This is a genomic window from Chryseobacterium daecheongense (assembly GCA_027920525.1).
Lineage (GTDB): Bacteria > Bacteroidota > Bacteroidia > Flavobacteriales > Weeksellaceae > Chryseobacterium > Chryseobacterium proteolyticum.
Genome location: CP115858.1, coordinates 4,473,356 through 4,487,616, shown reverse-complemented (window position 1 = coordinate 4,487,616; position 14,261 = coordinate 4,473,356). Strand labels below are relative to the sequence as shown.

At 36.3% G+C, this 14,261-nt stretch carries 13 protein-coding genes; 7 read left to right on the top strand and 6 right to left on the bottom strand.

Translation table 11 applies throughout. The features are described from left to right. Positions 1-3 precede the first annotated feature (3 nt). Together PFY10_20145 and PFY10_20140 are read right to left on the bottom strand one after the other, a co-directional pair. The gene (locus PFY10_20145) at positions 4-771 is read right to left on the bottom strand and encodes a ParA family protein (protein ID WBV56501.1); all 768 of its coding nucleotides are present in this window, start codon (positions 769-771) and stop codon (positions 4-6) included. A gap of 128 nt (positions 772-899) precedes the next feature. Continuing rightward, positions 900-1,043: a hypothetical protein gene (locus PFY10_20140; GenBank protein ID WBV56500.1), complete on the bottom strand. Its 144-nt coding sequence runs from the start codon at positions 1,041-1,043 to the stop codon at positions 900-902. Positions 1,044-1,406: 363 nt separating this feature from the next. On the opposite strand from PFY10_20140, the gene mobA reads away from it, so the two are divergent. From mobA to mobC, 3 genes are all read left to right on the top strand, one after another. Beyond that, the gene (gene mobA / locus PFY10_20135) at positions 1,407-1,841 is read left to right on the top strand and encodes a conjugal transfer protein MobA (GenBank protein WBV56499.1); all 435 of its coding nucleotides are present in this window, start codon (positions 1,407-1,409) and stop codon (positions 1,839-1,841) included. Beyond that, positions 1,838-3,091 carry a conjugal transfer protein MobB gene (mobB, locus tag PFY10_20130; protein ID WBV56498.1) on the top strand — a complete coding sequence of 418 codons (1,254 nt, stop codon included), beginning with the start codon at positions 1,838-1,840 and terminating at the stop codon, positions 3,089-3,091. The genes mobA and mobB overlap by 4 nt, the downstream gene beginning before the upstream one ends. A 120-nt stretch (positions 3,092-3,211) precedes the next feature. Further along, positions 3,212-5,212 carry a conjugal transfer protein MobC gene (gene mobC, locus PFY10_20125; GenBank protein ID WBV58964.1) on the top strand — a complete coding sequence of 667 codons (2,001 nt, stop codon included), beginning with the start codon at positions 3,212-3,214 and terminating at the stop codon, positions 5,210-5,212. A 51-nt stretch (positions 5,213-5,263) separates the two neighbouring features. On the opposite strand, the gene PFY10_20120 is transcribed toward mobC, so the two are convergent. Together PFY10_20120 and PFY10_20115 are read right to left on the bottom strand one after the other, a co-directional pair. After that, positions 5,264-6,109 carry an RteC domain-containing protein gene (locus PFY10_20120; GenBank protein ID WBV56497.1) on the bottom strand — a complete coding sequence of 282 codons (846 nt, stop codon included), beginning with the start codon at positions 6,107-6,109 and terminating at the stop codon, positions 5,264-5,266. Positions 6,110-6,155: 46 nt separating this feature from the next. Next, a complete protein-coding gene (locus tag PFY10_20115; protein ID WBV56496.1) occupies positions 6,156-7,859 on the bottom strand; it encodes an AraC family transcriptional regulator in 1,704 nt (567 codons plus the stop codon). Positions 7,860-8,136: 277 nt separating this feature from the next. Between PFY10_20115 and PFY10_20110 the strand changes: the two genes are divergently transcribed. From PFY10_20110 to PFY10_20095, 4 genes are read left to right on the top strand one after another with little or no spacing between them, the layout of a single operon-like run. Then, positions 8,137-8,373 (top strand): hypothetical protein, encoded by a 237-nt coding sequence (locus tag PFY10_20110; GenBank protein WBV56495.1) that lies wholly within the window; start codon positions 8,137-8,139, stop codon positions 8,371-8,373. Positions 8,374-8,391: 18 nt separating this feature from the next. After that, the gene (locus tag PFY10_20105) at positions 8,392-8,559 is read left to right on the top strand and encodes a hypothetical protein (protein ID WBV56494.1); all 168 of its coding nucleotides are present in this window, start codon (positions 8,392-8,394) and stop codon (positions 8,557-8,559) included. Between the two features lie 18 nt (positions 8,560-8,577). After that, positions 8,578-10,098, top strand: coding sequence for a tellurium resistance protein TerC (locus PFY10_20100; protein WBV56493.1), 1,521 nt, complete (start codon positions 8,578-8,580; stop codon positions 10,096-10,098). Positions 10,099-10,110: 12 nt separating this feature from the next. Further along, positions 10,111-10,380, top strand: coding sequence for a DUF6520 family protein (locus PFY10_20095; protein WBV56492.1), 270 nt, complete (start codon positions 10,111-10,113; stop codon positions 10,378-10,380). Between the two features lie 15 nt (positions 10,381-10,395). Here PFY10_20095 and PFY10_20090 read toward each other — a convergent pair whose 3' ends face one another. Beyond that, on the bottom strand, positions 10,396-12,891 hold the full coding sequence (locus PFY10_20090; GenBank protein ID WBV56491.1) for a prolyl oligopeptidase family serine peptidase: 2,496 nt from the start codon (positions 12,889-12,891) through the stop codon (positions 10,396-10,398). Then, on the bottom strand, positions 12,878-14,251 hold the full coding sequence (locus PFY10_20085; protein ID WBV56490.1) for a RagB/SusD family nutrient uptake outer membrane protein: 1,374 nt from the start codon (positions 14,249-14,251) through the stop codon (positions 12,878-12,880). Before PFY10_20085 ends, PFY10_20090 begins: the two co-directional genes overlap by 14 nt. Between the last annotated feature and the right edge of the window lie 10 nt (positions 14,252-14,261).

Genomic DNA, 14,261 nt, shown 5'->3' with positions numbered 1-14,261 from the left:
AATTTATAGTTTTACAATTTTTAAAAATTCCTCTACAAATTGATCCAGCCTGCATTGAGTCAGCAGCTTAAGATCCGCAGGCAGTAATGTTGATCTGAAAACCGTTTTTGATGTCGACTCTCCTTCTTTCCGAAATCTTTTACTGTCTGTAATACTTGTTTCCATAAGTGGCAATCCTAAATCTGAAATCACTTTACTGTAGTTTATGTAGAGCAACGTCCGTTCTCTTCCATCCACCTGATTCCAGAATAGATATACAGCCCGAATTCCCGTTTGAGTTTCTTTCATTAATACATGGGTCAGAACATGGGTGAAACTTAGCGTACTTTCCAGGACAACACGATCCGCAGTAATGGGAGAAAAAATATAATGGACATTCGTCAAAGTTTTTAAAATCCCGGCGGTATTCACAGTTCCCGGTAGATCTAAAAATATAACATCAGGAATTGTTTCAGATCCTTCAACATAAGCATCTATATCCTCTAAAACTTGGTCGGCTTTACTCTGGAAAATGGGATACGCTTTTTTATTAATACTCGTAAATTGTTTGTGAGCGATCTTTTTTAAAATCTCATTCTGCATCACCATTTTTAAATCCCGCTCTCTCATCTGGAGTAAACTGTACTGAGGAAAGTCACAGTCAAAAACGGCAACATGATACCCCATCCGGTAATGAAGAATACTTGCCATAAGTGTGGTAAATGTACTTTTTCCTACCCCTCCTTTTTGAGTGGAAAATGCAATAATGGTAGGTTGCTTTTTTGTTTTCATTTTGCTTGATTTTGGTTATACATAATTGGGAAGAAAGACTGATTGACAGCCCCTGGGCAATACATATATCAGGTTCCCTGTACCGCTTTCAGTACTACTGGACGGAATTCCCGAAAGCTGTATTGACTTCAATCAGTTCTGGCTGAATGCCATTCATCCTGCAATCCTGAAAAATTGCTTTCCTTAAGACTATCTTTCACAGAGACTATCTTGACGGTTGGAATTCCGGAAGGCTGGCATGCAGGGGTTCTGCTGTTCAAGATTTCTGTCAAATCTGCAGTTGGGAAGTCCCGCTTTCAATCTGATACAAATGAATACTATTCCTTCTTCAGAATATTCTTAATGGTCGTTTTTGGCGTAAAGTGTCAGTCTATGGCTTTGTCTAACATTCTGTTTTTCTATATCATACAAGCTTACTTTGTGTTGGAAAACTAAGGAGTTTTTTGGAGTTGGAGTATTTTTAATGCTTTAAGGCATTACATATATATTCTTACTGAAATTTCCTTTCACCCGAAAGGAGCAAGTTATGTTTTGAGTGCCTCATAACTTTTTTCGTGCCTCAAAACAACTTGCCCTGGCTGGGACTTTAAAAACCACTCCGAAGTCGTGATTTTCTTAAAATTAAATTAGGGAATATGGAAACAAATAGAAACAATAAAGGAGGGCGTAAGCCAAAGCTGAACCCAAGTAAAAACAGATATGTATTTAGACTTACGGATGAGGAAAATATAAAGTTTTTAAATTTATATGAGGCTTCCGGAATGAGTAACAAAGCGAAATTTATTACAACAATTTTATTTCAGAAAGAATTAAAAATTGTAAAAGTGGATATTTCAACAATAGATTATCATACCCAATTGACCAAATTCTTCTACCAATTCCAGTCGATTGGAAACAATTATAATCAGATTGTAAAAATTTTATACCGAAACTTTACTGAGAAAAAAGCGTCTTTCTATCTCTTTAAACTGGAAAATCATACCAGAAAACTAGCTTTAATTGCTAAGCAGATTATAGAACTCACCAAAGAATTTGAACAAAACCATATTCAAAAAAAATATGAAAAATGATCGCTAAAATTGGAAAAGGTGAAAACCTATGGGGTGCGCTTACCTACAATCAACAGAAGGTGGACAACGAAAAAGGAACGGTTTTATTCACTAATAAGATTCCTGATTTGTGGGATCGACCTTATTCGGTTAAATTTTTTCATCAGTACTTTGAACCCTACTTGATTGCCAATAACAAAACTGAAAAACCGGTAAGACATATCTCACTTAATCCTGATCCTGAAGATAAGGTTAATGACAAAGATTATCGGGAAATGGCTCAGCAATATATGCAGGAAATGGGTTATGAAAATCAACCGTATGTTGTTTTTAAACATACTGATATTGACAGAACGCACATTCATATTGTGACCACCTGTGTCCAGATCGACGGAAAGAAAATATCAGATCGATATGATCATCCCCGATCAATGGAAACCTGCAGGAAATTGGAAAGACAATACAACTTAAAAGTTGCTGGTGAGAATAGAAATTTAAATCAAAACTCCATTCTTAAATCTGTTGATTATACTAAGGGGAATATCAAAACACAATTATCCTCGATACTACGACACATTCCTCAAACCTACAGCATTCCAAGCATAGGTGCATATAACGCTTTACTCTCTCAATTCAATATCTCCGTTGAAGAAGTTAGCGGAAAACTGCACGGAAAAATGAGACAAGGAATGGTCTATTTTGCTACAGATAAAAATGGAAAAAAAGTAAGCAGTCCTTTTAAATCATCCCTTTTTGGTAAGTATGCAGAAGTAGAAAATATTCAGGTGCTTATTGAGAAGTCAAAAGTGAAAATGAAAAATGATCCTTCAAAATTCATTCTTAAAAGAACTATTGAAACAGCAATGAGTACCAGCAGAACTGAAACTGCATTTAAAAAGCAACTGCTTGAGCAGGGAATCGCTACGGTCATACGAAAGAATGATGATGGAAGAATATACGGAATTACATTCATAGACTATAACTCCAAATCTGTTTGGAATGGTTCACAGCTGAGTAAAGAGCTTTCAGCTAACTCATTCAACAAACTGTGGAATGAGGTAGAAACAAAGCCTGAAACCAGTTCATGTAGTGATTATAAAAGTGATTTATCATTTGAAAAACCTTTAGAACATTTCTTTAGCAATAACAGCTACGCAGTATTTGACGGATTTTTTAACGACTTATTATCTTCAGGTCCTCATGAGGATCAGGATGAACAAATTTTTGAATCACAAATGAAAAAGAGACAAAGAAAAAGAAGAAAAAAATAATATTCTTTTTGCAAGATGCTGTCCTATATCCTAAGAGCCAAAGTCAGCCAATTGATGCTTGAAACGCCATATTCATTTTTGAGAATGCATAATCATTTATTTATGCATCTAAAATGTAATATGCAGGGTGAAGACGATTTAAGAGGACTTGCCAAAATCATGGCGTTTATGCGAGCGGTAAGCATTATTCTGGTACTAATGCATCTCTATTGGTTTTGTTACGGATTTTTTTCAAAGCAGCAATGGACGCTGGAACTCATCAATAAAATACTTCATAATTTTAATAAGACAGCGGGGCTTTTTTCTCAAGCTATTTATTCTAAGCTGTTCGCAATAGTTTTGCTGGCTTTAAGTTGCCTCGGAACAAAGGGAGTCAAAAATGAAAAGATCACCTGGAAAAAAATTAATGTTGTTTTTTCTATCGGTTTTGTCTTATTCTTTTTAAATGCAATCCTCTTACAATCTGTCAGCAGTTTTACTCCTGTACTTTATATTATATCTACTGGATCCGGATACATTCTTTTAATGCAGGCGGGAGTATGGATAAGCCGTCTTCTGAAGCAGAACTTAATGACTGATGTTTTTAACAGTGAGAATGAAAGCTTTCAGCAGGAAACCCAATTACTCTATAATGAATATTCTGTCAACCTTCCTACAAAATTCTATTATCAGGGGAAGTTGTATCAGGGATGGATTAATGTGGTTAATCCTTTTCGTGCCACCATTGTCTTAGGAACTCCAGGCTCAGGAAAATCCTATGCTGTTGTCAACAACTATATAAGACAACATATCGAAAAAGGATTTTCCATGTATATCTATGATTTTAAATTCGATGATTTGTCTACTATTGCTTACAACCATCTTCTCAATCATTCTGATGCTTATACCGTAAAGCCGAAATTCTATATCATCAACTTTGACGACCCTAGAAAAAGCCATCGATGCAATCCTTTAAACCCCGATTTTATGACGGATATATCGGATGCATACGAAGCTGCCTACACCATTATGTTAAACCTAAACAGAAGCTGGATACAAAAACAGGGTGATTTCTTTGTTGAGAGCCCTATCATACTGCTAGCTGCCATCATATGGTTTCTTAAGATGTATAAGAACGGCAAATACTGCACTTTTCCACACGCTATTGAACTGTTGAACAAAAAATATGAAGAAGTCTTTACGATATTAACCTCTTACTCTGAATTAGAGAACTACTTATCTTCTTTCATGGATGCATGGCAAGGAGGTGCCCAGGATCAGTTGCAGGGGCAAATCGCGTCGGCTAAGATTCCTTTGTCAAGAATGATCTCACCGCAATTATACTGGGTAATGACCGGAGACGATTTTTCTTTGGATATCAATAACCCCAATGAACCTAAAATTCTGTGTGTTGGAAATAATCCTGATCGTCAGAATATTTATTCTGCGGCTCTTGGGCTGTACAATTCGAGAATTGTTAAGCTGATCAATAAAAAAGGACAGTTAAAAAGTTCTGTTATTATTGACGAGCTTCCCACTATTTATTTCAGAGGTTTAGACAATTTAATTGCTACTGCCAGAAGTAATAAAGTTTCTGTATGTCTTGGATTTCAGGATTTTTCTCAGTTGACAAGAGACTACGGAGATAAAGAAAGTAAAGTGATTCAGAATACAGTCGGCAATATTTTCAGTGGACAGGTGGTCGGGGAAACAGCAAAAACCTTATCTGAACGTTTTGGAAAAATACTCCAGAAAAGACAAAGTATATCCATTAATAGAAATGATACTTCCATCTCCATTTCTACCCAATTGGACAGTTTGATACCTGCTTCGAAGATCTCTACCTTAACCCAGGGATTTTTTGTCGGTGCTGTTTCTGATAACTTTGACGAAAGGATTCAGCAGAAGATTTTTCATTCCGAGATTGTCGTAGACAATGTTAAGCTTTCTCAAGAAATGAAAAGTTTTCAGCAGATACCATCGATCCGATCCTTTATTGATGAAGACGGGAATGATTCTATGACCAGGCAGATTCAGGATAATTACAGAGAAATTAAGTCAGATATTCTCAATATCATCACAGATGAAATGGATCGAATAAAAAATGATCCTGAATTGCAGCATTTATTGAAAAAGGATTAAAAATAAAACCTCAAATACTATCCGATTTGAGGTTTTTACTTGGTACTTATTTTACTCAGCATCACTATTCATAAAATATTGATTCAAATTATCACTCACCATTTGAAGGAATTTGGTTGGCCCCTGTTTTCGGTTACGGATTTCAAAGATGGTTTTATGAAAATTCCCTAAATCGCAATCCAATGACTTTTCTGTAAATTTTATGACTTCGCTTAACTCAATATTGCCACCGTTAAAACAACGCATTTGGTAGAGCGCATAGATTAACTCTATAAGGCCGACCTTCGATCCCGACCAGCTCAAAGGAGAAAATACTTTTGTAGTCAAATTATCATTCGAACTTTCAATTTGTTTTTTTAAATATTGATCAAATTGCTGATTGGAGATAAATCTGGCTATTATGTGATCGTGGGAAGTTGTAAAACTCGGATCATAATTATAAAATCCGGATGATAGTTTCATTTTCAGATCGTAGGAGTTGCGGACAAATAGTTTATGATCAAGATAGGTTGCTTCCCGTTTATAGTAACTGTAAAATTCAGAATGTTCCAAATAAAAGTTTTTCAATTTCTGCTGTTCTGCTTCATAATATTTTTTTAAGGTCTTATTTCCGACAGCCGGCTTATGTGATTCAATATCAAGTATCGCAGAATAATAAATAAATTTTGAGATAAACTGCGGCTTCATTTTTTTAAAAAACAATACTTCTTCAGCAATATGATCAAAATGGTGGTTTGAAACCAGAAGCTTTAGTTTCCTTATCGACTCATCAATAATGAGTAATGCCTTTTCTGAGATTTTGATCAAATCATTTCCGTCAGCATTGATTTCGTTAATCTTCAGGTCGAGATCTTCCAATAATTGTGAAGTTCTTTTAAAAATAGTTTTTGTTACCATATCCTTTTTTCAGGAATTTACAAAAATTACCTAAAGCAGTATGTAATCAACTAATCCCCAGCTCTTTTTTTCGATTCTTTATATAATCTGTCGGTCGGATACCGTTGATATCGAAAAACAAATTTGAAAAGTTTTGACGGGCAGCTATGCCGCATTCTTCAGCCAAAGCTTCGATGGTATAATTTAAATATTTACTATTGGTATTAAGTAAGTTAGTGATATAGTTGATTCTCAATTCAGCCATATATTTATTAAAATTCATCCCTTTTTGCTCGTTGATATAAACCGAAAGATAGTGGGAGTTGGTTCCTAACTTTAAGGCAATACTTTTCTGGGTAATTCCTTTTTTTCTAAATTGTTCTTCTTGCTCAAACCGCTTAAGTTTTTCTTTAATTTCTGAGGTCATTTCCGGAGTTAGAGAAGTCTTTCTAGTTGGAAACTCTTCCTGGTCTTCTTGTAAAATATCATTGACATTATAGGTTCCATCTGCTATCCTCTTTTGAAGCAGGTTATACTTTTTTTTTATCCTTTGATCTTTTCTGTGCCGCACAACCAAAAAACAGAGGGCTACACTTCCGGAAAGAATCAAGATCTGAGCAATTACAATTTTTTTACCGCTTGATTTTTCAATTTCTTCTTTTGCTTCAATCAGTGCCTGTCGGTCAAAGTCCTTATGGAGTTTTGATGACAAGTAAGGAAAATCTTTACTGATTAAGCTATCCGCTTTTAAAAGCTGGCTGGTATAGTAAAGTTGTTTGTTCATATCCTTATCTTTATAATGATCAATAAGATAATGATAGCTTTTATATACCTCGGGAAGTATAAAATTATGCCTATCGAAAATAGAGTCAATCTTTTCATAGTATCCTATTGCACGGCCACTATTATTCTGCGCTTCATAGGTTTTACCCAGGTAATAATATACTACTGAAGCCCAGGCGAAATCATTTCTGTTGATAATAGTAGGCAGAGATTGTAGTAAATAATTCTGTGCAGCAGCATAATCCTGTTTGTGGTATCTGGATATTCCAATACATTTAAGAAAATAGCTTTTTTCCAAAGTAAAATCGCTACTATCGGAAGTTAACCGATACCCTAAAAGACTCAGACTGTCGCTCCTGATAAAATTATTCATATATCTGTTAAGCACGGTCAATTGATGCAAGCAGTTCAGATAAGCTTTCTTGTAATTAAACTTTTCATTTTCATGTTGTTTTTCGTTCAATTTCGACCTGTAAAAAGAAGTACAATCTAAAAAGTGATTTATTGCTTCATCGTAATAGCCTAAATGACTTTTTACTATTCCTAAATGATAAAGGACTTTATATCTATGGTACTCATCTTTTGAGCCTTTTGAATACGTATAGGCTTTAATGTATTCATTTAAAGCCAGTTTATATTTTTTATGATAAAAATAATAGATAATTCCCTTACTTAGATATTCTTTACTGATATCATCTTTGGTTCCATGCTGCAAGCTGACTGTAAGTGCACTGTCAGCATACTTCATTTTGTTTCGGTAGTCAAATTGTCTTGCATCTCTATACCCTTGAATCAGCTTTGGAAAATTATTTTCATTTTTTGCTTTCTCAATGTACAGTTTTACATCAGGCATTGCATTAATGTCATCTATTGCCATTTTTTCATAAGGCTTTCTGATTTCATTGAAAGTTCTTTCCTCTTTCTTTTGTGAAAATAAAAATTGCGAAAAAACAGAAAATAAGATGATAAAGCAATTAAACTTTTTCATATACTGATATTTAGAACCTCACTATTTCAAAAATAATCATTTATGATTGAAATAAATCAAAATTCAATGAATTAAACGCCAGTACAATCAGAACAGATACAAATCACTGAAATACAATAAATTAAACTCATTTCTTTTATGGTTTAATTTTAAAATTGAGACGTATTAATTTTAAAATAGAGCCACAATTGAGTTTTTTTTAGCTTAAAAGCCGGATAATTTTGACATCAGAATTCTAATATAATCCGGCCGGGATAACCCAATTAAAATTATCAAAATGAAAAAGTTTATCCCATTTTTTAGCGTAATAATCGGAGCAGTTTGTCTGCAAAACTGTACTCATCAAGATGAAGAAATGATCTCAAATAGTGAATATAGTGAAAAATCAGAGCGTACAATAAACAGCTTTGTTATGAAACAGGATTCTGCCAAATCCGTAGAAGTAATTGAAGATCCAGGGACAAAAGACCCTCCTGTTAGGGACGGTGATAATTGGCGGCTTACTAAGGATTAAGGACTATAAAATAAAAATATGATTCCCCATACCTCCATATCAGCTGTTACAGGCTTACCATGTCCAAAGAGTGGCATCTGGGAAAGTATGGGGAATTTCAAGACGACCATACCCCTTTTAAAAGGGGAAAAAATGCCTGATTATTGTGGTAAGAAAATCAAATGGAGATTGGTTCAGGTCTGTTAAACCCAATAATGAAGTGCCATGAAAAATTTTCAGACCCAGTTTATTCAAATTATACCCTATTTCTTTATCCTGCTGTTTATGTATGCAAGTGTCAGTAAGCTTTTAGAATTTGAAAGATTTCAGATTCAATTAGCACAATCTCCACTGCTTAGTGCTTATGCAGGATTTGTTTCGTACAGTGTCATTATTATAGAATGGATTGCGTCTATTTTACTGATCGTACCCGCATGCAGACGAACAGGCTTATACCTGTCACTCATTTTAATGTCAGCATTTACAGCCTATATTTTTATCATTCTTAATTATAGCGATTTTGTTCCGTGCTCTTGTGGTGGCATTCTGGAGAAGCTTGGTTGGACTGAACATTTGATTTTTAATATCGTATGTGTAGTACTCGCCATTATTGCCATACTCTTAATGGAAAATAAAATGCCTGTTCAGACATCAAAAATTGTTTTAAGAATATCTACATCAATCGTATTGAGCATCAGTTTAATAACAGGCCTGTTTCTTTCTTCGGAACATGTCATTAAGAAGGAAAATAATTTTACAAGGAGGTTTATCAAACACCCTGTAATCGAACATAGCTCCGTACAACTGGAAAACGATTTCTATTATTTTGCAGGATTCGATGGTCATAATATTTACCTGTCTAACCAGAAATACCCGCAGCAGCTAATTACAATTGATTCTTCGATGCGTCGAACAGCAGGTCAATCTGCGCGAATAGAAACCGATCATCCTTATAAAAATATCAGACAAATAGTGTCAGACAAGCACTTTTACATCTATGACGGATCGGTGCCCATCTTATTTAAAGGTAAACTTGGAAGTGAAACCACAACAAGATTAAGTTATAAGGACGCTTATTTTAATGATCTTAAGGTCATCGATTCTTCCCGTTTTGCGATAAGGACCCAGATACGCCCGAGCAATCATCTGGTTCTAGGACTGCTTGATATTAACGGTCCTGAGAAATTACAATTAAAAGCAACAATTTTACAAAAGCAAATCGATGGCCTGTTCGATGTTGATGGAAGCATGGCTTACGATAACCTTACAAAAAAGCTGCTATACACCTATACCTACAGAAATCAGGTGATTGTTATGAACAGCAGTATGCATGTGCAACAGTTTTTGAAAACCATTGATACCGTAAAAACTGCTCAGATTAAAACAACGAAGCTTTCCGATGGCACTTACAAGATGACAGCTCCGGCACTAAAAGTCAATATAAGATCCGCGGTGTATAGAAACCTTCTTTTTGTTCAATCTAATCTGATGGGCAGACACGAGTCAAGAAAAGCCTGGAAGAAGTCAGAGGTATTGGATGTCTACGACATTGATTCCAAAAGTTATCTGGGCAGCATCTATATTTTTAAGAAGGATGCACATAAACTCAATGATATTATGATCACTGACAGGTATCTGTACACGCTCCATAATAGCCAGCTCACCCAGTATAAATTGACAAAAGCATTATCTCAATATATCAAATCGGGGAAGCCGAAAACCGATCAACAGAGTAGGCAACACTAAATATTTCTTTTTATGAAAAAGATCCTTTTCCCTGCTTTACTAGTTGTACTAGGAACAGGAACAGCATTTGCCACCAAGATGGCAAATCAGACAAACAAAGCTATTGTACCGGGATACATTATGGTTCCGGATGGTAATGGAAATTTCACTTGTGAGCAAGCAGGTAAAAACTGTAGCGACATTCCGACAGGACCTATCTGTCAGCTATCAGATGGCACCCAGCTGAAAGAACAAGTCTCAGAAACTTTCTGCGATAATGTTTTGAGAGAAATTCCACAGTAAAAAGAAGAGGATGCCTTACAAGGCATCCTTTTTCATTTCTTTGTCAATCCAGGGAATGTCTTTTTTATCTTTCAGAAAATAATCCCACCATTCAAGAATCCTCATATGAAGATCTATACTCTCCGCACTGTTTTTTGCCAGATCATGATCCTGATCCTTATAATACAGTACTATCGCCTTTTTTTGATTCCGCAGTAAACCGGTATACAATTCTTCGGTATGATCATAAGGAACGTTTCCGTCTTTTAGTCCAGTCCAGAGAAGGATCGGTTTATTCAGCTTCTCTACATTGGCAATAGGACTATTGTCGTAGTAGAGCATTTTGTTCTGGGAAAAAGGCACTTTCATATCAAACTGTCCGTTTTCAAAGCGGGGGTAATTGGGAAGCTTTCTTTCCTGACTGAAGGAAAAATAAAATTTCACCAGATCTGTAACGGCTGCTCCAACAATATAGGCCGTGAAACGATGGGAGCGGGTCGCAATAAAACTGGTCCCGAAACCACCAAATGAATGCCCCATGAGTCCTACTCTATTGCTGTCAATATTGGCATATCCTTTCAAGGCATCCAGTCCTGAATGCACACAATCCAACGCAGAGAACCCAGGTCCCCGGCTATCCAAAACCACATCGGGAAGAAAAACAAAATAACCATTATCAATGAGTGACCGGATGTTAACCCCTATTCCCGAAAAATAGGGATAGGGATATACCGATGCACTTTTATTCTGAACTTCATAGACCGACACAACCAATGGATATTTCTTTTGGGCATCAAAATTAAGCGGATAGTACAATACTCCTTTAATGGGTACTCCCAAACTATTCTTGTATGACAATATATCCTGCCTGGCCGTAGTGATCTCATGATCATGCCTATTGCTTTGATACACATTTTTCTTATGCCCACTATGGTATTGGTAAATTGCCTGAGGACTGTTGAAATTCTCTTCCAGACTGAAAACCGTTTGGTTCTGGGGATCTATTTTGAAATCACTTACCCTGTTTTTAGTGGCCGGAAGAAGCACCTTTATCTTATCCTGAAACCATTGAGCATACGATGTTTCATTGTTGTTTTGATCATACTGCTCAAGGATGATCGGAAGCTTTGTGTCAATGCATCGGAATCTAAAATCAGTACCCAACACCCCATAGATGACCTCTTCTTTAACGTTTAATATCGCTACTTTTTTATTCGCTGTTAAAGGTATTTGTTCCAGATTTTGCGTATATAGATTAAACCTGTAGATTCCATTCTCGCTTTCAAAAAAAACATAATGATTGTCATCACTAAAAGTTGGCCTCCCAATATGAGGATTTTCAATCGTCGTTTTTGTGGATAGTAAAGTATTATATACAATCCACCGTTTTTCTTCTTCACTGAATCCTATTATGTATTTACCCTTTCGGCTAACCGCAAGGTAGGAAATCGGAGAAAGTATCTTTTTTGAAGTTTTACTATAGCGGTCATATAAATAGATATCATACCAGGAAATTGATCCTACATAGGCATTTCTTTCTTTTCGATCAAAACTTAGAAAATATCTTTCATGATCCATAGCAGCCATAAATGCCAGATCGGGATCTACCTTTTGAGACTGTCCTGACTTTACATCATGCACCCAGTACTCATGAGACTGCTCTCCCATTCTATAGAGCCAAAGATCAGGATCCGTACCGTAACTAATCTGTGGTTGAGAAAGATTAACTGTTTTACGCCGTGTAATAAAATCCAAAAAAAACATATCCCCATTATTGATCTCACTAACCTGTACATTATCCGATGTAATAAAACCTTCAGTGACTTTTGAAATTTTCCACGTGTTCGTATCCAATAACATAAGCTGTAATTTCCTAGAAGTTTGGTCTTGCTGCCGGGTAACTGCCAAATACTTTTGCGACGGCATGAGCATAATCTTTTTAATCAGATGCGTAGAGCTATAGGCTTTATTAAATACTTTTGAATGCAAAGACCAAACGGATGAAAGATTATTTTGATTAACGACTACATATAATTTATCCTGTTTATTACTCACCAACTGGGTCACATTAGGAACTGAGGTAATAAGTTTGTCTTTGCTGTCAAATACTTCCAGAAAACGACTTTTATACAAAATAGCATAATATCCCAGAGCAGGCAGTATCTCTATTTTGCTAACTTCCTTAAAATCTCTCTTATATCCGTTTCGAAGATTGATCATTTGCGCTTTGCCACTACCCAGCCGGAAAAAATAATTATTCTTCAAAAAGTAGCTTTCAGAAACACCTACCAAAACAGCTTTAATGGATTGCTGTTTATCTGCACTAGCAACAACCGTAGTGTCTGTATTTTTCTGATAGATCTTCGAAAAAGAAATCCATCGGTTATCATCTGATACTTTTAAATGAGCAATAGTATAGAATGCTTCATATCTCTGTTTTATGGAATCCATATTATATTGTCCCCAAAACCTTTGACTCCCTATACAGATGATCACTATACATAATAACGATTTGATATCAATAGCCTTCATTTTGAGGTTTTAAGTTGGGATTTAACAAAATGTCCTGCTGGGGAATTGGCCAGAGTTTATGAAAAGGCTTCCAGTTGGGTTTTCCCTGTAAGGCTGCCTCCAGCTTTCCGATTCTTTTCAGATCGAAGAAACGATGTCCCATTTCTGTAAAAAACTCCCTTCGGTTTTCCAGCGTGACCTCAGTGAACGCTTCTTCTTTTGATAAAGGCAAAGCTAATGGTGCCAATCCTGCCCTCTGTCTTGTTTTATTGAGGTAAGGTAATGCTTCATCTATTTTATTTTGCTGTACCAAAGTCTCTGCTAAAAGGAGATACACTTCTTCCAGCCTGGCAATGATTGAATACTCCGTTGTATTCGCTGTCCTGTTTTTGTATTTCTCAGCCCTGTACCAGGTTGTTCCGTTAAATGTTACCGGGGCCATCCAGTACTGCTTTCTGAGATCCGCAGCAGAAAACGTATTGACAAGCCCTGTACTAAGGGCGGTCATCGAAGGTGCTGAATTGTTAAAATAATAGATTCCGGATTCTTTGGTCCCGTCACCAGAGTTTTTAGGCTTCAGCTGCCAGAGGATATGCGAGCCGGATTTGACAAAGACTTTGGTAGTATCATTCTGAAACTGGTAGAGTGAGCTTTGAATGATACCCTTTAAAAGAAGCTCAGCCTCCATCCATTTTCCTTGTAGCAGATAGACTTTTGCCAATAACAGTTCTGCCATTTTACGGTTAGGGAAAATCCTCTCCGTATTTCTGTAGTTATCCTGAAGAAGAGCAACTGCTTCTTTGAGATCTTCACTAAGCTGTATAAGCACCTGTGCATGATCAGTTTTTGAAATCGTTTGATTGACCTGATAATTGGTGGTTATCGGATACGGAATATCTCCGTATACCTGCTGGAGGTATAACAGCAGCATGGATCTGACTATTAAAGCCTCTCCTTTGATTCGGTTGCGGTCTGTTTCGGAAATGGATTCTGAGTTCTCAATGCCTTCCAGTATGGCATTGGCCACATAAATCTGCTTATACGAAGTTGACCAGTCCGTATAAATACTGGCGTTGGAATCGTTCTGAAGGTTTTGGGCTATCTCCGGTAGTCCGTTGGTTGCTGTAGTGGAATAAAAATCCAGGTCATCGGTGTAAAGCCCTAATAACCTGCCAGACTGATCGCCTGCAAAGGGCGAATTGTCACGCAGTCCTGAATATAATCCAGCCAGGGCAGCATCCGCTGTCTGTACATCTACAAATACCTGATCGGAAGCGATCTGATTGGAAGGCAGTTCTACTTCAATGAGTTTTTCACAGGAACTCATATTGTTTAGTATTAAAAATCCTGTTATGATATAGAATTGTTTATAAAGTTTCATTGTATCGGTT